General features: G+C 68.8%; 13 protein-coding genes and 1 pseudogene. 9 read left to right on the top strand and 5 right to left on the bottom strand.

Going from position 1 to position 23,038, the window contains the following annotated elements; translation table 11 throughout:
• The first annotated feature begins 38 nt into the window (after positions 1-38).
• The 3 genes from OG715_RS10005 to OG715_RS09995 all read left to right on the top strand — a co-directional run bounded on the left by OG715_RS10005 (position 39) and on the right by OG715_RS09995 (position 2,100).
• On the top strand, positions 39-485 hold the full coding sequence (locus tag OG715_RS10005; RefSeq protein WP_327064131.1) for an ATP-binding protein: 447 nt from the start codon (positions 39-41) through the stop codon (positions 483-485).
• 20 nt (positions 486-505) lie between these two features.
• Complete coding sequence (locus tag OG715_RS10000) at positions 506-1,228, top strand: hypothetical protein (RefSeq protein ID WP_266275399.1); 723 nt, start codon at positions 506-508, stop codon at positions 1,226-1,228.
• 62 nt (positions 1,229-1,290) lie between these two features.
• On the top strand, positions 1,291-2,100 hold the full coding sequence (locus OG715_RS09995) for an alpha/beta fold hydrolase (protein ID WP_266275401.1): 810 nt from the start codon (positions 1,291-1,293) through the stop codon (positions 2,098-2,100).
• Positions 2,101-2,731: 631 nt separating this feature from the next.
• Here OG715_RS09995 and OG715_RS09990 read toward each other — a convergent pair.
• Positions 2,732-3,040, bottom strand: a complete 309-nt coding sequence (locus tag OG715_RS09990) for a hypothetical protein (protein WP_266275403.1) — start codon at positions 3,038-3,040, stop codon at positions 2,732-2,734.
• 748 nt (positions 3,041-3,788) lie between these two features.
• Between OG715_RS09990 and OG715_RS09985 the strand changes: the two are divergent.
• Positions 3,789-4,271, top strand: a pseudogene (locus OG715_RS09985) (tyrosine-type recombinase/integrase); the annotation flags it as partial.
• A 55-nt stretch (positions 4,272-4,326) separates the two neighbouring features.
• The gene (locus tag OG715_RS09980; protein ID WP_266275405.1) at positions 4,327-4,506 is read left to right on the top strand and encodes a hypothetical protein; all 180 of its coding nucleotides are present in this window, start codon (positions 4,327-4,329) and stop codon (positions 4,504-4,506) included.
• A gap of 141 nt (positions 4,507-4,647) precedes the next feature.
• On the opposite strand, the gene OG715_RS09975 is transcribed toward OG715_RS09980, so the two are convergent.
• From OG715_RS09975 to OG715_RS09965, 3 genes are all read right to left on the bottom strand, one after another.
• Positions 4,648-5,232 carry a suppressor of fused domain protein gene (locus tag OG715_RS09975; protein WP_266275407.1) on the bottom strand — a complete coding sequence of 195 codons (585 nt, stop codon included), beginning with the start codon at positions 5,230-5,232 and terminating at the stop codon, positions 4,648-4,650.
• A 76-nt stretch (positions 5,233-5,308) separates the two neighbouring features.
• Positions 5,309-12,241 carry an RHS repeat-associated core domain-containing protein gene (locus OG715_RS09970; RefSeq protein WP_266275409.1) on the bottom strand — a complete coding sequence of 2,311 codons (6,933 nt, stop codon included), beginning with the start codon at positions 12,239-12,241 and terminating at the stop codon, positions 5,309-5,311.
• 779 nt (positions 12,242-13,020) lie between these two features.
• Positions 13,021-13,974, bottom strand: a complete 954-nt coding sequence (locus OG715_RS09965; RefSeq protein WP_266272374.1) for an IS481 family transposase — start codon at positions 13,972-13,974, stop codon at positions 13,021-13,023.
• Positions 13,975-14,174: 200 nt separating this feature from the next.
• Between OG715_RS09965 and OG715_RS09960 the strand changes: the two genes are divergently transcribed.
• Positions 14,175-18,476, top strand: a complete 4,302-nt coding sequence (locus OG715_RS09960; RefSeq protein ID WP_266275411.1) for a LamG-like jellyroll fold domain-containing protein — start codon at positions 14,175-14,177, stop codon at positions 18,474-18,476.
• A gap of 278 nt (positions 18,477-18,754) precedes the next feature.
• Positions 18,755-20,191, top strand: a complete 1,437-nt coding sequence (locus OG715_RS09955) for a protein kinase domain-containing protein (RefSeq protein WP_266275413.1) — start codon at positions 18,755-18,757, stop codon at positions 20,189-20,191.
• Between the two features lie 6 nt (positions 20,192-20,197).
• Here OG715_RS09955 and OG715_RS09950 read toward each other — a convergent pair whose 3' ends face one another.
• Positions 20,198-20,989 carry a TetR/AcrR family transcriptional regulator C-terminal domain-containing protein gene (locus OG715_RS09950; protein WP_323182268.1) on the bottom strand — a complete coding sequence of 264 codons (792 nt, stop codon included), beginning with the start codon at positions 20,987-20,989 and terminating at the stop codon, positions 20,198-20,200.
• Between the two features lie 107 nt (positions 20,990-21,096).
• Here OG715_RS09950 and OG715_RS09945 point away from each other — a divergent pair, with 107 nt between their 5' ends.
• A complete protein-coding gene (locus tag OG715_RS09945; protein ID WP_407660960.1) occupies positions 21,097-22,194 on the top strand; it encodes an ATP-binding cassette domain-containing protein in 1,098 nt (365 codons plus the stop codon).
• Entirely contained in the window at positions 22,194-23,033 is an 840-nt protein-coding gene (locus OG715_RS09940) for an ABC transporter permease (RefSeq protein ID WP_266275415.1), read from the top strand. Before OG715_RS09945 ends, OG715_RS09940 begins: the two co-directional genes overlap by 1 nt.
• The last annotated feature ends 5 nt before the right edge of the window (positions 23,034-23,038 follow it).

Below are 23,038 nucleotides of genomic sequence, written 5' to 3'. Positions count from 1 at the left end.
ACGTGACCGACCGGACACGCTCCTGAAGGGGCTCCTCCATGTCCACTCCGGGTATGCCTGCCTTCCGCACCTGGGAGGCCCGACTCGCCGATCACAGCACCTCGGTGCGAACTGCCCGGCGGGGCATCCGTGACCAACTGACCTCCTGGGGATGGTCGGGCGAACGGGTCGACGACCTCGTCCTCATCGCCTCCGAACTGGTCACCAACGCCGTCGTCCACGCCTGCGCCGGCCACGGCGAAGTCCGGCTCCACCTCCAGGAGTTCGACGGTGACTGCCGGCTCGAAGTCTGGGACCCCCGGCACGACCTGCCGCTCCACTCCCGCGCGCCCCGCCGCTTCAGCGAGTGCGGGCGGGGGATCGACCTCGTCCGCCAACTCGCCTTCGACTTCGGGGTCGTCACCCGCAAGGGGGCCGGAAAGCGGGTCTGGGTCCGAATGTTGCTCGACCCCTCCGCCATGCCACCACCACCGCTCACCGGTTGAACTCCTGAGGACCCGACCCCATGCACCCCGCCGCCATCGCCTTCCAGGACCCCGCCCGGCTGCACGCGCGCTGCGAGATCTCCGGCGTCCGCCGTTTCACCCTCCGACCGGGGTACGAGACCACCGTCGTCGTCCCGGACGAGGTCTGGGAACCGCTCCCGGACGGGTATCCGGAGCGGTTCGCGCCGAGCGTCTTCACCCGGGACAGCGGGCTCGTCGAACTCTTCCGCTTGCCCGACACCGTCTTCGACGTCCCCACCGCGACCGCCCTCGTCGAGATGCTTGGCGACGCCTTCCCGGTCACCCTGGGTGAAACCGCCGACCCACCTGGGCTCGCCTCCACCCACGCCCATCCCGACACCGGCCTCCGCCTCGGCCTGCACGTCGACAACCACCAGCCCCTCCCGTACCCCTCCCGCGAGACCGCCCGCCGACGCCTCTGCGTGAACCTCGGTCCGGGGAGCCGGCACCTCCTCCTCGCCACCACCGACATCAAATCCATCTGCCGCACCGTCCACGCCGACTACGCGACCCACACCCCGAGCACCGCCGACCTGCGCCTCTACGTCACCCTCCGCAGGCCCGTGCACGCCCTCCGGCTGCGCATCGACCCGGGGGAGGGGTGGATCGCACCGACCGCCGTCCTCCCGTACGACGAGTCGACGGCCGACCTGCCGCTCCCCTCCGTGACCGCCTCCTGGCTCGGCCACTGGCACCGCGGCCTCTTCCCGCCCCTGATCTGATCCCCCTCCCTCCCCTTCTGTGTCAGGCTGGAGGGTGCACGACCGAGGTCGGGAGGCTCTCGATGGCCGAGATCAGGGTGAACGGCGTGTCGCTGTACTACGAGACCCGGGGCGCCGGGCCGGGAGTGGTGCTGGTGCACGGTTCCTGGACGGACGCCGACAGCTGGGTACGGGTACTGCCGGGGCTCGCGGAGGAGACCACCGTCGTCTCCTACGACCGGCGCGGACACAGCCGCAGCGAGGACCTCCTCACCCAGGGATCCGTCTACGAGGACGCCGCCGACCTCGCCGGCCTCATCGTCGGCCTCGGCCTGGCGCCCGCCTACGTCTGCGGCGACTCCTACGGCGGCCTGATCGCCCTCCGCCTCGCCGCCGCCCGCCCCGACCTGCTGCGCGGCGTGACCGTCCACGAACCGCCCGCGACCGGCGTCCTCCTCGCCGACCCGGAACTCCGCCCCCTCGGCGTCGCCTTCTCCGAACGGATCTCGGAGGTCCGCGAACTCCTCGAACAGGCCGAATCAGCGGCCGCGGCCGAGCTCTACGCCAACACCATCGCCTTCGGCCCGGGCGCCTGGGAACAACTCCCCGCCCCGGTCCGCCACACCTGCGTCCGCAACGCCCCGACCTACCTCGACGAACTCCGCGACCCGGACGCCCTCGACCTCGACCTCACCGCCCTCAACCGCTTCACCGAACGCGTCCTCCTCACCCAGAGCGACGACAGCGCCCCCATGTACGGCGAGATCCTCGACCTGATCGACCTCTCCCTCCCCAAACCCGAACGCCACGTCTACCCCCACGCCGGCCACGCCCCCCACCTCTCCGAACCCGAACGCTGGGTCCGCACCACCCTCCCCCACGCCCTGAATTGACCCACTCGGAGACCAGTCGCCCAGGGGGAACCGCGGCGTCGCGGCCTGTGTCCACTACAAGGAGCGCATCGGAGGTCGACATCGCCTGTGCCCGGAGTGCTTCCCATGAGTCCAAATGAAAAGGTCGCCGCCGAGAGTGGCGAAACTGCTCGTCGGATGTGATGCTGGGTGAAGTGTGGCCGATCGTTGCCGCCACATTAACTTTCGCCACGATGCTTCAGTAGGTCGCTTCGTCGGGTTCGTTTCCGCGAGCTCCGACATGCAACCGTCACCCTCCTCGCGGGTCGAGGCGTTGAACTTGTCGTCGTCGGATATTTCCTCGGCCACGCCCACATCGGCGTCATCGCCACCGTCTGCATGCACGTCAGACTCCGTATGCAACCAACCGCTATCGGCCTCGCCTGATGGGCACCTGGAAAGCTCTATCGGGTCGTCACCGATCCGGACGGCGGCAGTGATGTGCCGTCCTTTGCGGCCCCTATTCACTGACGGTGATGTCAGCTGCTGCCGTCAGGCGCCACTGCGGCCCCACTGGAATTAGACCAGGGGGCCGCAGCGATCTATGCAGACCGAGGGAATTTCTGGGCAGGAAACTCTCGGAGAGGCACCGCGGAGTTGGATGTAGGCTCAGTTACTCCTGAGACGCAACGGCGCGAAAATAATCGGTTGCACGGTTGAGCGAAATATCCAATGCTGCTAGTCCCTCTGCGTCACGCCATTCTTTGGTTCCTGTCTCGCAGGCTTGCCATGCCTCGATGTACGCATCCTCAGCATCGGCGATGCTGAAAAGCAACTCGTCCAGACGATCGCCCGAGATCCGACTCTTCGTGCCCGGGGCAAGGATCCTGCTATTCATTTTGGCTCGCGCAACCAGGACCTCTCCTGCGCGCTGAAGATGAACTTCACCCACATTCGCGCTGACGATGATTTCGGCCAGCACCTTAAGGGCGGGCTGCGGAACATACGTCGAAGATCAATCTCCTCACTTGCCCCTCCTGAGGGCTAGTCGCAATGTAGCTACGCCCCCTGCGCCTTCCGGTAGGTCGACTCCGCCTGCCCGCAATACGAATACGCAGTATGTGACGCAGTTGTTGCCGGGGCCATAAGGGTCGAAGTTCGTGTCGACGGATCCTTGCTGAGCTTTCCAGGCGGCCTCCGCATTTGGAAGATCGAACGTCCTGGACACAGTCTTCGGCCCCATGTCCTCCCGGAACCCTCTCCGCCCACATTTGGGAGTCCAGAATAGTCGCCAGGCGACCTGGGCCTTCCCTGCGGCATGGCTTCCGTCGTGGCTGATCGTCCGTCGGCCATGTCTATCTGAATGATGGCGTGCCCATCACTCCCCTGCTCGGGATCGTAAAGAACGGTCGCCGTCTCATCGCAATTATGGACGAAGACCGGAATGCTTCCCGCCAGCAAATCTCCGCGAGACCACCCACACCCGCTACACCGCGTGCGTCAACCAGTACCGAGCCCCCGGCCTTGGCCGGCAGAAGATCGCCAAGCTCTCGGCAAAGGACGTCCGGAGCTGGCTGAACGAACTGTGAACGGTCTGCCAGTGCTGCGCTCGCGGCATCGACGCCGCCCGCAGGCCCGACGCTAAGGCCGGCCGCCGCTCGCGTTGTTGCGCCATCGGAAAATGCTGCCGCAAGCATCTCTCCCCACTCGCACTCGCCTACCTCCACTCTGTGCTCAAGTCCGCCCTGGAGCACGCAGTGCGAGAGGAGGAGATCCCACGCAATGTCGCCCGCAACGTCCCCACCGGCACACCCCGCCCCCGCCGCTTCGATCCCTTCACCGCTGACGAGGCCCGCAACTTCCTCGCGGGTGCCTCTGGTCACCGGCTGTGTGCACTGTTCGAACTCGCCCTCCATACCGGGCTCCGCAAGGGCGAACTCCTCGGCCTGCGTTGGGAATACCTCGACCTTGCAGGCGGCACCGCCAACGTCCGCCGGACTCTCCAGCGCACCCGCACCGGCGGCCTGACCATGCTCCCCACAAAGACCATCAGCTCGGAGCGCCGCATCGCCCTGCCGTCGTCCTGCTTACGCACTCATCGCACCCATCGCGGGCAGCAGGCTCAGGAGCGAGAGAAGGCCGACAGGGGCTGGATGGACAACGGCCACGTCTTCACCCGGCCCGACGGCCACCCGATCGAAACCGCCACCCTTACCCGCCACTTCAAAGCTTTCCTTCGCCGCTCCCAACTGCGCCAAATCCGGTTCCATGCTCAAGGAACTCCTCGGGCACGCCCACATCGGCGTCACCGCCACCGTCTACGCCCACGTCCGCCTCCAGCGGCAAGCCATCGACCTCCTCGGCCGCGCCCTACACAACCCCACCAACACCGCCGACCAGCCCGACGGTGGCGACGACCCGCGGCTTTGTGCAACACCCGTCCGCTGACGTTGCCGTCAACTACTGCCGTCAAGACGCCGTAGAGCCCCCGCTGAAGTGACCTTCAGCGGGGGCTCTACGAATGTTCTGACAAACTGCTCCTGGCGGCCATTCCTGTATCCGGCGCGCGCAGAAAAGATCACATCAAGATCAGGCTACCGGCGCCCTCAAGGGGTCAAATCGATCCCACTCAAGACCCCAGAATGCATCAAAGCCATTCAGCTTTACAAACTCCCTCTCCGAAGCATAAATTGGATACGCCCCGACGAGTTCAACGACGTCACGCTCGCCCGAATCAAACTCCCCAGGCCCTAGATCGAGAGTGCCGGAATTCCATTGACCCGCAGGGCTGGCCAAGAGAAGGCTAGACATATCGGAATAATCGATAAATCGCTCCATGTGGCCAAATGCTCGCCCGCTATGAAAGGCTGAAACTCCACGCATTGCACCAACCGCGCGGGATGGGATAGTTGCCCATTCGAAGTCATCAGAGCAAACGGTAACGCTCAATTCTCGGCGACTTGAAGTCCACTCCGCGTGATCCGCCAGTGAGAGTCCGTACGTGAATCCGGTCAGATAGCCAGGCTCCGGCACGTTTGCATAGATGGCGGCGAGCGCCCTGCCCAGCTTGGATCCTGGGGGCAGGATCTCTCGAATGACCGGATCCGCGCCAGTAAGTGTATGCAGATGGCCGAGATAGCGGGAAAGTCGGCCAGAAGTGTCGCGATCATTCATTGGTTCTCAATGCTCCGAACATCGGATTGACGGGCGGGCGCCTCCACAGTAGCACCGAGACGCCCGCCCGTAACAATCAGTCCTCCCACCAGCCCTGATGGACATCTACCCATCTGGTTTTGGAGTGATCAATATATGAATTGAACTCGTCGAATCTGCGGGCTGGAATTCTCCACTCGGTAACACCCTTTAGCCCATTCTTGTTCTCCAACGGGTACTCGAGTTTACCAAATGCCTTCCGAAATCCCGGCTTCATTGTGAAGACGTGGAATCCAGGGTCATGGCCGTTGCCAGCGTACTGCGCTGCGCCTTCGGCCATGTTGGACAGGTATGCCGTGGGATGATTTCCGTCGTGGTTGGCGACATTCAGCCCGTCCGCCTCACTCGCCCTCTTTCCCTCCCCAGGGGAGCGAAAGAGCTCTATCGGATCCTCATCCCCACAGTTATGAACGAGGATGGGCGTGGCCCCCGCCAGCACATAGTACGTGTGGAGGTTGGAGACAGTGAGGTCGCGGGCTTCGGTGGGGGCGAGTTCGTAGTTGCGGACGGACTGGATGGTGACGGGGGTGCCGTCGGCGGTGAGGAGGGTGTCGCCGGGCTGGAGGTCGGAGGCTTGGGTCCAGCGGGCGGTGGTGATGTCCCAGTAGGGGTGGTGCTGGGTGGAGGTGAGGGTGCTGGGGGAGGAGGTGGTGGAAGCGAGGGTGAGGTCGGTGAAGAGGGTGTCGTCGGGGGTGACGATGGTGTTGACGACGGCTTCGGCGGAGGTGGTGTTTGTTTGGGGGTCGGTGGCCAGGACCTGGTCACCGACGGTGATTTCACCGATGGGTTTGGCGCTGCCGTCGGCGAGTAGGACGGGCGTGGTCGGCGGGAAGCTGTGGCGGCGGATCGGGCAGGCCGCAGCTACGGTGTCTTCCGCTTCCTTGGCAGCCTTGGATTCGCGGCGCCAGGTCTTCAGGCCGTCGAAGAGGTCGCCGGCGAGGGTCTTGAGGGTTTTGGCGAGTTCGTAGGCCTTGTTCCAGCGGAACGCGTACTTGGTCAGGAGCTTGGTGAGCGGGCCGCCGCTGAGCATGCTGCTTACGACGTTGAGTGCGGTCTCGCCGCAGGAGCCGAGGTTTCCGGTCGTGACGCAGTCGATGGCGTCGGTAATGCCCAGCTCGTCGGAGACGATCTTGGCGAGTTTCTTGCCGACGTCGATGACCTTGTTCTTGGCGGTCTCGGCCTTCTTGGCGCTCTCGGTCACCTTGGTTGCGACCGGACCGCCGCCGCCGGATCCGGGGCCGGGGACGTTAACAGTGCTGTACGGAGTGAGGTCGGCCTTCGGGGGTTCGACCCCGGGCATGTAGGTCGCGGTGGTTTCCGCCGCGTTGCTCATGGTGATGGTGCCGGCCGCGCCGCATGGGTAGAGCGTGCCGCACTCCTGCGAGCGGAGGCCGCTCGGGTCGGACTTGTTGACCGGGTCGTTCTCGGAGTACGCGTAGCCGTTCCACTGTTGTGGGTCGCCTGCGTCTAGGACGGGGTCGAGGCTGAGGAATCGGCCTGTGGTGGGTTGGTACTGACGCGCGCCGAGGTTGGTGAGGCCGGTGATGTCGTCCTTGGTGCCGCCGACGAAGCCGTGGTCGCCGGCCCAGATGGAGGGCTGGGTGCCGCGGGGGTTGCCGAAGGGGTCGGTGGGTCGCCGGTTCTCCGCGAGCGTCCTGGCGTTGATGGCCAGGGAGTTGCTGCCGTGGTGGTCGGCGAACTGATAGGTGAGGACGTTGCCGCCCTGGCGCACCAGGGTGATGCCGCCGGGGACGGAGTAGTAGCGCGAGGCGGTGAGCGACTTGGTTGCGGTGTCGTAGACCAGCTCGTCGCCGTTGGCGAGGTTGATGGTCGTCTTGCCTGGGTTGCGGCGGACGAGCTGGCTGCCGCCGGCGTCGTACACATAGGTGGTGGCGCCGCTGCCGGTCTTGTTGACCGACTCCAGGCGGTCCTCGCCGTTCCAGGTGAGGGTGGTGGTGCCGGCGGTGTCCGTCACGGCGGTGGTGTGGCCGGCCGCGTCGTACTGGGAGGTACTGGTGGTCGGGTTGTCACTCCCCACACGGTTGGTGGAGGTGAGCAGGGCGTGCGGGCCGCCGGTACCGCCGCCGGTGCCGGGCGCGGCGGTCGGGGTGTTGCGGGTGCCCGCGTTCGGGAAGGTCTGGGTGGTGGTGACGTCCCGGGAGGTGTCGCCGCCGGGATCGTGGGCGACCATGCCGGTCCGGTTCCCGGTCAGGTCGTACTGGTAGCTCTGCCAGTAGGGGGCGGAGCCGCCGACGGTGGTCTGGGCCGGGACCTGGGCGCCGCTCGTCGGACTGTCGTTGGTGCAGCGGCCCTGGCCGCCGACCGTCGGGTTGGGCTCCTGGTAGAGGCGCCCGGTGTCGGTCCAGGCCGTGGTGAGGCGGCCGAGGTAGTCGTAGCCGAAGCACTGCAGGTCGGTCGCGGACGGGGTGTTGTTGGGGATGCTGCGGATCGCCGTGATCCGGCCGGCCTGGTTGTAGGCGTAGGTGGTCTGCTGGACCGAACCGGTGGTGGCGGTCTGCTTGTCGACGAACTGGCTGATCGGGCGCCCGGTGGACTCGTCGAACGTGTTCGTCGCGACGAGCTGGGTGCCGTACGGGTTCATCGTGGAGCGGATGTTGCGGCCGTAGGCGTCGTAGTCGGACTGGACGTCGTAGGCGACGCCGCCGAGCCCGCCGATGTCGTGCAGGAGACCGTAGGCCTCGTAGTTGTAGGTGACCGACTCGGCGAACAGGTCTCCGACCGCGGGCAGGCCCTGCTTGGTGAGCGCGCCGGTGATGGGGTTGTAGACGGCCTGGTACGTGTAGGTGAGCGGGTTGGCCTGCCCGACCTCGCTGCCGGGGATGGTGACGGTCGTCTTGGTGGGACGGTAGGCGGTGTCCATCGCCGTGACCGCGGTGGTGTACGCCGCGCCGCTCTGACCGCCGACGTAGCGGGTCGAGGCGGCGGGTTTGCCCTTGGCCACGGTGTCGTACGTGTTGCCGGTGAGCCGGTTGGCGGGACTGACGGAGTCCTTGTAGGTGCCGGTCGGGCGTCCGAGCAGGTCGTAGGTGGAGACGATGCTCTGGCCCCGGGCGTCGGTGGCGCTGGCCACCCGGCCGGCGGCGTCGTAGGTGACGGTGCTGCTGCCGGCGTCGGGGTCGCTGGTGCCGGTGCGGCGCCCGCGCTGGTCGTAGCTGTACGTCCAGGTGTTGCCGGCGGCGTTCGTGCGGGAGGCCTCGGTGCCCACCTGGGAGTAGCTGTAGGACGTGACGTCCGCGTCTCCGGGGTTCCCGGTCGGGGCCGGGGTGCGGTACTGCCACAGCTGGAGGGTGCGCCCGCGCGCGTCGGAGATGGTGGTGGTGGCCCGTCCTCCTGTCGGCGGTGTGACGTCGATGCGACCGGGCTCGGGGTACGAGGTCGCCGTGGTGGCCTGTTTGACGCCGTACGCGCGGGACTCGCTGGCGACCACGCGGCCCATGCCGTCGTAGACGGTGTGCGACTGGCTGGGGACCTTGGAGTTGTCGGGGTGGAAGCGGGTGGTTTCCGGCGGGTTGAGGTTGTTGTAGTACGTGTTGTTGGTCGAGTCGGGGCGGCCTTGGGAGTCGTAGGAGGTGTCGGTGATCAGTCGGCCGGCGTAGGCCGAGATGGCCGGGTCGGTCTGTGTCTGCACGACACGGGCGAGGCCGTCCAGGATCTGGATGGACTGCTGGTAGGTCTTGGTGGCCCGCAGGGTCTGGGTCGTGATCGAGGAGGGGCCGTTGTTCCTGAGCTGGTACGTGAACTTGTAGTCGGCGGGTTCGGCGGTGCTGCGGCCAGCCTGCCAGACGGCTGTCAGCCGGCCGAGGGAGTCGTAGGTCTGGGTGACGGTACGGCCGTTGACGTCCGTGGTGGTCAGGGGCAGGGACCGGGTGGGGTCGAGGGTGACGGTGGAGGTCCAGCCGGTCGCGGCCTCCGGGGTGCCGGCCGGGGCGGGCGCGACCACGGTGTTCTTGTTGGGCAGTTCACCCGGCGCGGCGGCACTGTAGACGGTGGTGGTGGCGGCACCGTTCGGGTGCGCGCCGTCGGTCGTGGTGGGGTCGGTGACGGTGGTGGGACGGCCGTAGGCGTCGTACGCGCTGGTGCCGGTGGTGGTCCACTGGGCGGTGCCGTTGGCGTCGTACTTCTCCAGCACCTGGAGGCCGGTGGCGGACGCGGTGGCGCCCAGGCTGCCGTGGGGCTGGTTGTCGTAGAGCGTGCGACCGCCGGTGACGGTGTTCGCCGCCGTGGGAGTCGCGTCGCAGGCGTTGTCGCCGGAGACGGTGAGCGTCTGGGAGACGGCGTTGACGATGGGCGAGGCCGGGTTCGCGGCGTAGTTCGTCCGCACGCACACGTCCGGGGTGCCGTCGGCCTGCTGCAGGACCTTCGAGGGGCGGTAGGGCGCGTTCGCCTCGACGAACGTGGTGTCCGTGGTGGTGCGCCAGCTGTTGTCGGACTTCCTTGCCTTCGCGGTCACGGAGCTCTGGGCCGGTGCGGCGTACCGTGCCTGGAGCGGAGGCAGGGAGTTCCCTCGACTGTGGGTGGCGACCACCGCAGGCTCGCTGCTGGAGTTGACGCTGCTGACGGCGGGGGCGTCGAGAGGGGCGTTTCCGTCGGCGTAGGTGGCGGATTCGAGGACCTGACCCGAGAGCCAGTCGTGGTCGGTGACGGGACCGCTGGTCGGGCCCGCGACCTTGACGCCGGTGCGGACGTTTCCGGCACCGTCGTGGTCGCCGTCCATGCCTTGGTGGTAGTAGGTGGCGGTTTTGCTCTGCGGGCCCTCACCCTCACCGATGGTGCCGCTCACCGCGGTGACGTAGGCGTAGCCGCGGAACTGGTCCCAAGTGCGAACGGCGCTGTCGATGCCGTCGGCGTCATTGCGGTGCCAAGCGGCGTCGCCGTAGGTGTAGCTGGTGGTCTGGAGGAGGGAACTGGACACGAAGTCCGAGCGCGGGTCGATGGCCACGGTGTGGACCGGGTAGCGCAGGAACCAGTCGTCGACGGGGTTGTCGGTCGCTGTGGCGTTGGGCTCGTACCACTTGACGTTGAAGCAGGGCAGTGTGTTGTTGCTGGGGGAGTTCGGCATGACGCCGTTGTCGCGCGAGCACGACTGGCGGTAGTAGTCGATGCCGATGGTGCCGCCGGTCTCGGTGGTGATGACCTCCATCCGGTAGCGGAAGAAGTCCGAGCGCGAAGGCACGAGGCCGTCGACGCGGTTGCGCAGTGCCATGGCCTTGAAGGTGACGGGGTTCAGCGCGGTGTCGCCCTGCCCGCTGCTGTGGCCCGTGCGCTGGACCGAGTCGAGCCAGGGGATCTGGGGATCCGCTGCACCCGGGCTGTTGCTGGTGTCGTGCGGGTCCTTGAAGGAGTGCTCGAGCCTGTAGGTGTCGACGTCACGGTACTCACCGTTGACACGGACCTTGGTGGTGATGGTGTTGAGCCACCGGCTGGTCCAGAAGCTGGGACCCGCGTTGGCACAGGCGCCTGCGGCGGCGCACTGCTGGTCCACCGGCACGTCGGGCCAGTTGCCGGCGTTCTCGGGTGTGCGGTTCTCGGCCGCGCAGGCGTCGCCGGCGAGGCAGCGCTCACCGCTGTCGAAGGCGACCTGGGAGGAGGGCTGGTGCGTTCCGTTGCTGTTCAGCTGGTCGGAGAGAAGCTGACCGTAGCCGATGGCGCGCAGAGTGCCGGCACGCGTGTACTCGGTGTTGGTTCCGTTGCCGTGGTTCTGGCCGGCGCCGAGCGCGTAGTTGTTCTTCTCGGGGTCGTAGCTGAAGGTGGTCAGGTTTCCGTGGGGGTCGACGATGTAGTCGAGGTTCCACCGCCAGGCGCTCCGGCACCAGGACGCGTTGCCCTTGGCGGAGTCGTAGCAGGGATCACCGGGCTTCGGGGAGAACACCGGGACGGTCCAGGCCGACTGGCTCACCGGACCGGTGCTGGTCGGAGTGCCCTGGGCCGAGGGCAGGTGGTTCAGGCCGAAGTAGTAGACGGTGCCGCTGGTGTCTGTGACCTTGAGGAAGGATCCGTTCCAGGTGCCGTTGTCGGCGCCGGTGAGGAACTCGACCTTGGTGCCGTCGTCGGACTGCAGGCGCCAGGTGCACTTGGACAGTTCGTCGCGCGGGTTGGAGGTGTCGCAGGAGCCGTCGTGCGGGACGAGCTGGCCGGAGTGGCCGGCCAGGGAGAGCGTCAGGTTGGCGCCGCCCCAGCACTGGTCGCCGGAGCCGGTGATGCCGGCCTTCGAGCACGGCTGGTAGGAACGCTCGACGAAGCCCGAGCCGAGGTCCCAGCCCTCGCCGATCCAGGACGCCTGGGAGTTGGTCGCGGAGGTCTTGCCGTCGACCGACGCCGAGTCGTAGGACAGACCGATCTGCGGGACGCCGCCGCCGAGGCTCGGTGGCATCTGGACCGGGTAGTTGTACGTGAACGAGCCGGACGATCCGCCGGCCGCCCAGCCCTGACTGGGGTTCAGACTCGTGGCGCTGTAGGTGCCGGAGCCGCTGCTCGGGGCTCCCTGCAGGGCGAGGACCATGGCGGGCGCCGCGGTGGGAGCACCGGCCGCGGAGACGGCCGAGGACTTCGCGAACGGTGAGGACACGGGCGCGGCGGCGGGGAGGTCGACGTCGGCGACGAGCTTCTTCGTCTGCGGGTCGAGGTGCGAGGGGACTGGTGTGCCGGTCCGGCATTCCTGAGCGCCCGGGTTGGTGAGCGCGCAGGCGGGCAGCGCGACCAGGGTGGCGCGGTTCGCCCAGTCGCCGCCGTAGGCGGGGGCGAGCGCCACGGGGTCCAGGCTGACGCGCGCCTTGGTCCCGATGTGCTGGTCGGCGAGGGAGAGGGAGACCAGGGCGCCGCTGACCCCTGCGGCCTTGGCGGTTGCGGTGTCCGCGACCGTGACGCCGACCTTGGGGTTCGTCTCCGCGCCGGTGGAGCTTTCGGCCCGGCGGGCGGGCGAGGGGTTGCTCCCGCCGGCTATGGACGACACCCAGACGGGAAGGTCGCCGGCCTTCGCGGCGGCGCCCGCCGCAGGCTCCTGGACCGTGTTGCCGCGGCCGTCGGGGCGGGTGGTGAGTGTGCCGGCGGCGGGGGCCTGCGCCAGTTCGACCGTCGCGGCGCCGGCCGGAGCAGTCTTCCCGCCCCTGTTCGGGACAGGCTAGGCGGGCGTTGTCTTCGCAGGGGCGGTTGCCGGGATGGACGCCTCGGTGCCGTCCACCGAGGCTGTTCCCGGAAGCGGAGTCTTCGGTGGCGACCATACGCGGTGGTAGTCCGGTTCCGCCGCGAAGGCTATGCCCCCGGCGGGAACCATCAGGGAGGCGACGACCGCAAGGGTGCTGACCAGGGCGGTCCGCGAGCGTCGCGAGTAGGAGGCCCGTAGGCGGGCCGAGCGAGCACGGTGAGAGAGCACCGTCACCCCTCCGTAGGTGACCGTGCCCGTGGGAACGGCCAGTTGATCAAGCGTCAGTCGACCTTATGGGTCGCCTACATCTCACGTCGAGGAGTCGACAAAGATCGCCTGCGGTGATTCAAATCACGACGGGTGCGAATGGTGTGAACCAGTGTCAAAGCATTCTGGTAGCAAGGAAAAGTGATTGACGGACCGTCAGGTTCGTGGGCAGGTTGCGTCTGTCCTGTGCGCGCAGTGCCGATCCGGCCGCGTCCGCACCTTCTCCTCGTCGGAAAGGCTTCGCCGTGCCCACGCCCCCCAGATCACGCCCTGCAGGGCGCCGAGCCAGGACCCTGGCCGGACGAGTTCCAGCGTTCGCCCTAGGTGTACTGACCCGTGAGGTTGGGAACGCGGCTGGCGGGTGGCTTGCCTGCGAGTGCGGTGTGTCCGCGGTGGTGATTGTAGGTGTGCAGCCAGGCGGGGTAGGCGTCGCGGCGCTCCTGCTCGCTGCGGTAGGGCTGGGCGTAGGCCCATTCGTCGAGCAGGGTGCGGTTGAAGCGTTCGACCTTGCCGTTGGTCTGTGGCCGGTAGGGGCGGGTGCGTTTGTGCGCGATGCCCTCGGCGGCGAGGGCATCGCGCCAGGCGTGTGACTTGTAGCAGGAGCCGTTGTCGGTCAGCACGCGCTGGACGGTGATTCCGGCCCGGGCGAAGAAGGCGTTCGCCCGGGCCCAGAACGCCGTGGCGGTGTCCTTGCGCTCGTCGGGCAGGATCTCGCTGTAGGCCAGGCGGGAGTGGTCGTCGACGGCGTTGTGGAGGTAGCTGTAGCCGGCTCCGGAGCGGTTCTTGCGGCCTGCCTGGCGTCCGAGGGCCTGGTGGCCTCCGCCGTCGGGGATGTTGCCGAGCTTCTTGATGTCGACGTGGACCAACTCGCCTGGTGCGCAGTGCTCGTAGCGTCGGATGACGCGGCCGGTGGTGCGGTCGAGGTGGGCCAGGCGGGCGAGGCGGTAGCGGGTCAGGACGCGGTGCACGGTGGCCGGGTTGAGCCGCAGCAGGTAGGCGATGCGGGCGGGTCCCCAGCGCCGGAGGACGCGGACCTTGATGATCCGCCGCTCGGTGCGGGTCGGGGTCTGCCAGGGGCTGCGGTGCGGGCGCGAGGACCGGTCCGCCATGCCGGCCTCGCCGAGAGCGCGGTAGCGGTCGGCCCAGCGCTTGGCCGTGGTGGGCGAGACCTGGAAGCGCTCGGCGGCCCGCCGCAGCGGCCAGCCGTCCTCGACCACGCAGCGGGCAAGGCGCAGGCGTCCGGTCTCGGTCAGCGGTGCGTTACGGTGTGGCATGAGGGCCTTTCTGGCGCTGGGGTAGATGTCGCAATCCACACCTGGCCAGAAGGCCCTCACTCATTTCAAGATCACCGCACCGTGAACCCCGTCACCAACCTCCGTGGTCAGTACACCTAGGGCTTGCCCTGTGTGCCGGTCTGCCGACACCGGCAGCGACAGCCGCGCCGCAGCCGAAACCCAAGAGTCTCGCTCAGGTGATGGCGGAGGCCGACGCCGAGCACACGAAGATGCGGCCGCCCGCGACCGAGGCGGAGAAGGCGATCGCCCGGGCCAAGAGCACGGGCGTGGCCGTACCCGTTCCCTCGCTGACCGACGACTACAGCGAGACGGTGGCCACTCCTGAAGGGCATCTGCAGAAGACGCAGCATGTGGAGCGGCAGCGGGTCAAGCAGAACGGCGCGTGGGCGGATCTCGACGCCACCCTGGTCACCGATCCCAGGGGCGGCTTCCGTCCGAAGGCTTCGGGGGCCGGCGTCCACCTGTCGGCCGGCGGGCCGGGCGCGCTCGCGACGCTCACCAGCGCGGACGGGAAGCAGCTGACGCTCAGCTCACCGTTTCCGCTGACGCAAGGTCATGTGGACGAGGACGGCGACGGCGTGCTCTATCCCGAGGTCGCCCCCGGGATCGACCTGAAGGCGACCGCCACCAAGTACGGCGGCCTGAGCACCGTCCTCGTCGTGAAGACCGCCGAGGCCGCCGCCGATCCGGCGCTGAAATCGGTCACCTTCCCCGTGGCCACCGCGGGCGTGACCGTGAAGTCGGACGCCGACTACAACCTCACGGCCACCGCCGACGACGGCACCGTGCGCTGGTACGCCCCTGCGCCCCGGATGTGGGACAGCACCACGGCTGCCCCGGCCACGGCCCCCCGGAGCGCCCCGGCCACCCCGTCCTCCGTGAAGGCCGGCTTCACCGCCCTTGGCTCGGCCGCTGTCGAACCGGCGGCCGCGAGCGGTGATCCCGAGGGCTCGGCGACCAGTAGCGTCGACGGGCCGGGGAACAACGCCAAGGTCTCGGTCATGCCCACCAGCGCCGGCGGCGGCGGAATCACCCTGAGTCCCGATCAGGACCTGCTCGCCCACGGTGAGGGGCCGTGGTTCATCGATCCGGGCTGGATCACCGACGACCGCAGTGGCAACGGTTGGACGTGGACCCAGTCCGCCTACCCCGGTCAGAAGAACTTCCTGCGGACCGTCTCGGCCTCGGAGCCCTTCAACCGCCCCGGTGTCGGTCGGCAGGACTATGTGCAGAAGACCGGAATCGAGCGGTCGTTCTTCCAGATCGACTCGGCCGGCTTCGGCGGTACCATCATCAACAAGGCCACTATGACGATGTGGCAGGTCAAGTCGTCCAACTGGGACTGCAAGAAGGCATACCCCCTCAACCTCTTCGTGGTCAACAAGCCGATCGGCTACGAGACGAGGTGGGAGGACGCTCCGACGCACCTCGGCGGTCGAATCGGGGACCCCGCTTTGGTACCCGGCTCCGGAAACGCGGGATGCACCAACTCCGTTGACTTCCGCTTCGACGTGACCTCGGCGTACCGCGACTGGGCGGCACAGACGTCGGCGATGACTTTCACCGTCGAGGGCGACGAGAACGACAAGCTCGCGTTCAAGCGCCTCGACTACCGGCCGGTCGTGGTGGTCGAGTACGACCGGACTCCCGACACTCCGACGGAACCCCACACCGATCCCGCCCCGAAGACCGAATCCCCGGATCGGACTGTCCCGGGTTGCGACGGCAGCGGTTGGGGCTGGTTGGGCGCGGGGTCCGACCTGAACGGAGTCACGCTCAACGCGACTGTCAGCAGCCCCGTTCAGCAACAGCTGTACTCCTGGACCCACATCTGGGACTACACGGTGCCCGGCGTTCCCGATGTCGCCTCGGACTACACCGGCCCGGTGAACAGCGGCACCAATGCCGCTTACCTGGTGCCGGCCGGCGTCATCAAGGACGGCCATGTCTACGGCTACGGCATCCTCGCCAGCGACCAGTTGGTGGGCATGTCCGGATCCACGCCGGCCTGCCACTTCGGTGTCGACCAGACCCCACCCACGGTGCAGGTCCCGACGCTCTACGACCAGTTGTCCGACGAGGCGCTCGCCACCCAGTTCCCGCCGTCGGGCAACGGGCAGGGCAGCAGGCTGCGGTCCGGTGAGTGGGGGAACATCCCGTACACCGCCGTCGACCCGAACCCTTCGGGCGGCCAGACCTCCGGCGTCGTCTGCGCGCGCTGGAGCTTCGACCCGCAGTTCGAAGGGGCGTCCTGGCAGTGCGGCGACTCGCTGCCCGCGGGTGGGCTTCCTGTCTTCCCCACCGCCTGGGGAACCAACATCGCCTACATCCAGGTCGAGGACAATGCGGGCAATGTCTCGCCCGTCGCCCAGTACGCCTTCTACGTGCCATGGAACCCGGACGGCCCGCAGCCGGTCTTCGGCGATGTCACCGGTGACGGCGCGGCGGACATCCTCACCGCCGACGACGCCGGGAACCTCCGCGCCTACAGCATCCCCGGAAACACCGTCGCCAAAAGCCCGACTGCCGCACTCGCCGCTGTACCCGCCGATACACCGGACCGGAGCACCTGGGGCCGGGATGCCGTCCAGTACAGCCACCGCGGTGCACTCACCGGTGGCAAGCACGTCGACGACCTGTTCGTCCACGTCAAGGACGATCCGAACCTATTCGTGTACGGAAATCCCGGCAACAGCCGTTCCACGGGCCGCTACGACAGCAAGTCCCCGGTCAACCGGCCGGCGTGCGTGACGCCTCCCAACGACACCGCCTATTGCAACGGCTATGCCGCGGACTGGTCGCACACCCTGCGTGTGGCGGCGTTGGGCGACCCCGCCCACACCGACCTCGACATCAAGCTGGAGTTCAAGAACAAGACCGGCCTGATCACCGTGGAGGTCAATGACGACGGCAGCGACGCGGGTCTGTGGTTCTTCCCCGCCGCGACGACCAACCAGTTCGGTCAGCCCGTCCGCCTCGCCTCCGGCGGTTGGAAGGACATGGAACTCATCACCCCGGGTGACTGGGCCGGACAAGGGCACCCAGGCTTGTGGGCACGCAACCTCCGCCCGGTGGACGTGGATCCGACATCGGGTGACCTGACCGCCTACACCTTCACCACAGGCACCCTCGACGTCGTCGATCCCGACTTCGGGGATCCCGTCCTCGACGAGAACGGCACTCCTCTCGTCGTTCCGACCCTGACCGGCATCGCGAGCGCCACCAATATCCAGGGTGTTCCCGTCGCCACCTGGCCCGTCCTGGGCTCCGACGGCGACCTCCTGGGCAACGGCGCCCCCGGACTGTGGGGCAAGAACCCCGCGACCGGTGACATCCAGATCTGGTGGGGGCACCGCACCGGTGATCCCGCCAACCCCGGCTTCGCCTGGGACGTAGGACCTCACACGGTCGCCAACTACCAGGTGAACCCGGACTGGTACAACCTCGACCGTCAGAACACACTCCGCTCCGATCCCACCAGGGCCGTGGTCGACAGCAACGCGACCAACGTACTCGGTGGCACCAACAATCCCGGATTCACCACCGACCGGAACGGCACCGTCAACGGTGCTTCCACTTTCGACGGCGGCAACTACTACCAGAGCACGCGGGCACCCGGTATCGACACCCGCCGCAGCTACAGCGTCGCCGCCTGGGTCAAACCCGACAGCGTCAACGGCTACGGAACGGTGCTCTCTATCGTGGGCAACGACCGCAGCCCCTTCTATCTCCAGTACTCGGCCGCTACCGGCACCTGGGCCTTTGTCGCTCCGAACGAGGACTGGCACGACACCACCACCTACTACGTGGCCGGCGGCTCGGAGCAGGCTCGCCCCCAGATCGGTCAATGGGTGCACCTGGTGGGCACCTACAACGCGGAAACCGCCACCATGACGCTCTACGTCAACGGAAGGGCCGTCGGCGCGGCGAAGAACCCCCACGGCTGGTACAGCGGTGGAACGCTCTCCATCGGCGCTGCCGTCACCCGCTACTACTCGGTCGAGGATCACTTCCACGGTGCCATCGGCGACGTCCGTGCGTACCCCTACGCGCTCACCGACCCCCAGGTCAGCAACCTCGCCATCAGCGGCACCAGCATCTCGGTGCGCAGTGCCCTCGACAGCGGAAAGTGCCTGGACAACATCGGCGGCGGAATGGACGTCGGCATCTGGAACTGCTGGAACGGCCCCAACCAGCAGTTCAAGTTCAACACCGACAACCACGCCCTCATCATCCAGGGCAAGTGCGTGACCGTGCAGGACGAGGCCACCTGGAACGGTGCCCCCGTCGTCCTCGCCGACTGCGACAACATCAAGGGCGGCCAGAAGTGGCTGCGCCGTGCTGACAACAGTCTCTACAACCCGAACTCCGGCCGCTGCCTCGAACTGCCGGGCTGGGTCACCGAGAACGGCACTCGCCTCGGGATCTGGGACTGCCACGCCGGTGCCAACCAGCGCTGGTTCCTCAGTCCCGCCACCTGACCTGCGGTAACACACCCCTTCACTCGGCCCCCGTCGCGTTCCTGCGGCGGGGGCCTTCGCCTGTCCGTGTGCTCCGGGGTCGAAGGTCAGGGGCTGGGCCGGGCAGGGCCGCGACGAGGTTGTCGGCGCGGGGGTCGGCGTGGCCGATCATGCGGTTGGTGCTGTAGGTGAAGGTGGGGGCGGCGAAGGCGGCGGCGACCCGGTCTTGGTGAGGTCGGGGGAAACGATTTGATGATCTGCCAGTAGCAGTGGGTGGTCCGGCCGCTAGGGTTTGGCGCGTGGCAGCGGTGAACGGGGCACTGATCGGGGGCCGGTACCAGCTCGTGGAGCTGATCGGCCAGGGTGGCATGGGGCGGGTCTGGCGGGGGTGGGACACCACGTTGGGCCGGGATGTCGCGGTGAAGGAGGTGCTGCTGCCGCAGGGCGTCACGGAGGCGGAGCGGGAGCAGCTCGTGCAGCGGGTGCTGCGGGAGGCGCGGGCTGCCGCGCGGCTGAACCATCCCGGGATCATCACCGTGCACGACGTCGCCGAGTACGAGGGCGCGCCGGTGATCGTGATGGAGTTCGTCGACGGGGAGTCGCTCGCGGCGGCCGTCGGCCGGGGCGGGGCGCTGCCGGTGGCGCGGGTCGCGGAGTTCGGGGCGGCGATGGTGAAGGCGCTCCGGCAGGCGCATGCTGCGGGGATCGTGCACCGGGACCTCAAGCCGGACAATGTGCTGCTGATGGGTGAGCGGGTGATCCTCACCGATTTCGGGATCGCGCACATGGCGGACGCCACCACGGCGCTCACCCGGACCGGGGCGGTCATCGGCACGCCCGCGTACATGGCGCCGGAGCAGTTGGAGGGCCGGCCCCCGGCTCCCGCCAACGACCTTTGGGCGCTGGGCGCGACGCTGTACTCGGCGGTGGAGGGCGAGGCGCCGTTCAGCGGGGACACCTTCGGCGCGCTGTGCGTGGCGGTGGTGACCAAGGAGCCGCGTCCGATGGTGCGGGCGGGGGCGCTGGCGCCGTTGCTGGGTGCGTTGTTGGCGAAGGATCCGGCGGCGCGGCCTTCGGCGGAGCAGGCGTTGGCGGCGCTGGAGGCGGTGGCCCGGGCGGGGGCGGCTGCGGGCGCGGTGGGAGGGGCGTTCGGGCCGCCGCCGGTGATGTACGGAGAGGTGCCGCTGGGGCCGGTGCGGATCCCGCCGCAGGTCGGCCCCGGGCCGCTGGCTTCGGGCCGGCCGCCGGGGGAGTTCCCGCACGGGGGTTGGCAGGATCCGGTGGCGGCGGGGTGGGGGAGCCCGATAGAGGTAACGGCGGCACCGGCACCGGCTCCGGTGCCGGAGCGGTCCGGGGCGAATCCCGCGGTGGCGGTGCTGGTGCGCTTCATCGGGTGTCTGGCGCTGATCTGGGTCGTGGGCACGGTTTTGCCGTGGAACTACCTCGACCACGTCGTCAGGGGATTCGGACCGCTGGCGTTGGCCATCACCGGCGTACTGGCACTGGCCAACGCGGTGCCCCGGCCGCGTTGGCACCCGGCGGTGGTGTGGGTCGTGGCCGTCGTCGCGGACTTCGGCCTCTGGTACCTCACCGCCACTCTGCTGGAGGTCAAGTTCGGCGGCTGGTTCACCGGATTCGGCGAAGCGCCCGGGCAGATCGCCGTGAACATGCTCCTGCTCGGCACGGGTTCCTGGCTGCTCTGGATGTTCGTCCCGGGCAGCCGCCGACGCCGGTAGCGGACGTCAGACGCGCCCCACCGGGGCCAGGGCGGCCGTGATCACGCGGTCGAGCGACCGGTCGAACACGGCGTCTGGGCTGTCGGCCGCCGGTCCGGCGGTGGCGAACGCGGCCGCCAGGTGCGGGAATTCACCGCTCGCGGCGGCGCGGCCGAGGTAACCGGCCAGGTCCGCCTGCCACTTGGCGCCGGCCGCCGCCGTGCGCTCGTACTGCGCGAACTGGCACACGAACCCGGTGAGCAGCGCGAGCGCCTCCAGGCGGGCGGTGCCGTTCAGGCCGCTCGGCTCGGTGACGGCGAGGAAGTGCTCGGTGTAGCGCAGGGCGTTGGGGCCGATCCCGGGGCGGGCGATCACCAGGGCGGGCACCCAGGGGTGGCGGCGCAGGGCGGCGAGCTGCTCGTGCGCGAGGCCGCGGAGGTCGGCCCGGCAGTCACCGGTCGGGGTGAGGCCGGAGTAGTCGTACTCACCGGCGACGGCGTCGAGCATGAGGTCGAGCAGGTGCTCCTTCTTCGGCACGTAGTTGTAGAGCGACATGGTGCCCGCGCCGAGCGCGGCCGCGACCCGGCGCATGGAGACCGCGTCCATGCCCTCGGCGTCGGCGACGGCGATCGCGGCGGCGGCGATGGAGGCCCGGCTGTGGGCGGGGCGGGGGCCCCGGCCGGTGCGCTCGGGGCGCAGCCAGATCAGTTCGGGCGACTCGCCGGGGGGCGGAGCGGCGGGGGTCGGCACAGCGGCGGGGGTGCTGCTGGCGGTGCTGTTGCTGGGGGTCTTGCTGCTCGGCTGCTCACTGGACGGCACTGGTAGATCACCTCGGTTCCCCATCTTAGATACGTACGGCGTACGTAGTACGATGCGCTTGCGTTCTCTTCTACGTACGCTGTACCTAATGAGGGAGTGGCAGAGCCATGTCCGACACCGCCTGGACCAGCGCCCCGAGGAGTTCCGGGGCCCGGAACGCCGCCTTCGCCGTCGAGATGTCCGGCGTGGAGAAACGCTTCGGTGCCACCCGGGCGCTGCGCGGACTCGACCTCGCCGTGCCGGCCGGCACCGTCTGCGGCCTGCTCGGCCCCAACGGCGCGGGCAAGACCACCGCCGTCCGGGTGCTCGCCACCCTGGTCGCCCCCGACCGGGGGACGGCGCGGGTCTCCGGGTACGACGTGGCTCGCGAGGCGGACGCGGTCCGGCGCAGCATCGGCCTGGCCGGTCAGCACGCCGCCGTGGACGAGGGCCTCACCGGCCGCGACAATCTGCGCCTCCTCGGTCGGCTGCACCGGCTCGGCGGCCGGGGCGCCCGGGACCGCGCCGAGGAGCTGCTCGACCGCTTCGGGCTCACCGGGGCCGCCGACCGGCTGGTGCGCACCTACTCCGGCGGCATGCGGCGGCGGCTCGACCTCGTCGCCAGCCTGGTCACCGCCCCGCCGGTGCTCTTCCTCGACGAGCCGACCACCGGGCTCGATCCCCGCAGCAGGCGGCAGATCTGGGACGCGGTCGCGGAGTTGGCCGAGGCCGGGACGACGGTGCTGCTCACCACCCAGTACCTGGAGGAGGCGGACCGGCTCGCCGACACCGTCGTGGTGGTCGACCACGGCGCCGCCATCGCGACCGGCCCGCCCGAGCGGCTCAAGGCGTCGATCGGCACGCGGGTGTCGGTCACCCTCGCCGACGCCGACCAACTCGGCCGGGCCGCCGTGGTCCTGTCCGCGCTCGCGGGGAACGGCGACGTGGCGGTGAACCAGGACGAGCGGACGGTGGAGGTGGTGTCCCGGTCGGGGGTGACGGTGCTGCTGCCTGCGCTGGTGAGGGAGTTGGACGCGGTGGGGGTGGTCGCGCTCGATGCGGCGGTGCGGCCGCCCTCGTTGGACGACGTCTTCCTCGCGCTCACCGGGACGGCGCGGGGTGGCGGCGTCGACGACGCCGATGCCGCGCACACCGCACATGCCGCAGATGTCTCCGATTCCGCCGATGTCGCCGCCGGTGTCTCCACCGAGAGGAAGGTCGCCTGATGTCCGCAGTCGCTGACCTGGCCGCCGACACGTGGTCGTCGATGCTCCGTGTCCTGCTCCACTACCGCCGCTCGCCCGGGCTGCTGGCCGTCTCGCTCGCCGTGCCCGTGCTGATGGTGGTGGTGTTCGGCTATGTGTTCGGCAGTGCCATCACCGTGCCGGACGGCGCGTCCGGCGCGTCCGGCGCGGCCGGTGCGTCCGGCGCCGGGCCTGTCGACGGCTACCGGGAGTTCCTGATGCCCGGGCTGTTCGCCATGGTGGCCGTCAACGGCATCGTGCCGACGATGGTCGGCGCCGCCCGGGACGTCGGGCGCGGCGTCACCGACCGGCTGCGCTCGATGGCGCTCTCCCGGACCGGCCTGCTGCTCGGCCAGACCCTCGCCGACCTGCTGGTGAGCGTGGTGGTGCTGGCCCTGCTGGCGGCGGTCGGCCTGGCCGTCGGCTGGCGGATCCGCGGTGGGGCCGCCGATGCCTTGGGGGCGTTCGGGCTGCTGCTGCTCTTCCGGTTCGCCATGACCTGGGTCGGGCTGCTGCTCGGCCTGGCCGTCGGCAAGGAGGAGGCCGCCGGCCAACTGGCGGTCGCGGTCTTCCCGTTGGCCATGGTCACCAACGCTTTCGTACCCACCGGCGGCATGCCCGGCTGGCTGGCGGCGGTCGCCGAGTGGAACCCGATGAGCGCCGTGGTCCAGGCCGGGCGCGACCTCTTCGCCAATCCGTCCGCCCCGGCGGCGGCCTGGCCGATGCAGCACGCCGTCCTGGCGACGCTGCTGTGGTGCGGGGTACTGCTGCTGGTCTGCGGCCCGTTCGCGGTGCGGAAGTTCGCCACCCACGGCACGTAGGCGCG

The sequence above is a fragment of the Kitasatospora purpeofusca genome, assembly GCF_036010405.1.
GTDB lineage: Bacteria > Actinomycetota > Actinomycetes > Streptomycetales > Streptomycetaceae > Kitasatospora > Kitasatospora purpeofusca.
This window is presented reverse-complemented; position numbering and strand designations above follow the sequence as displayed.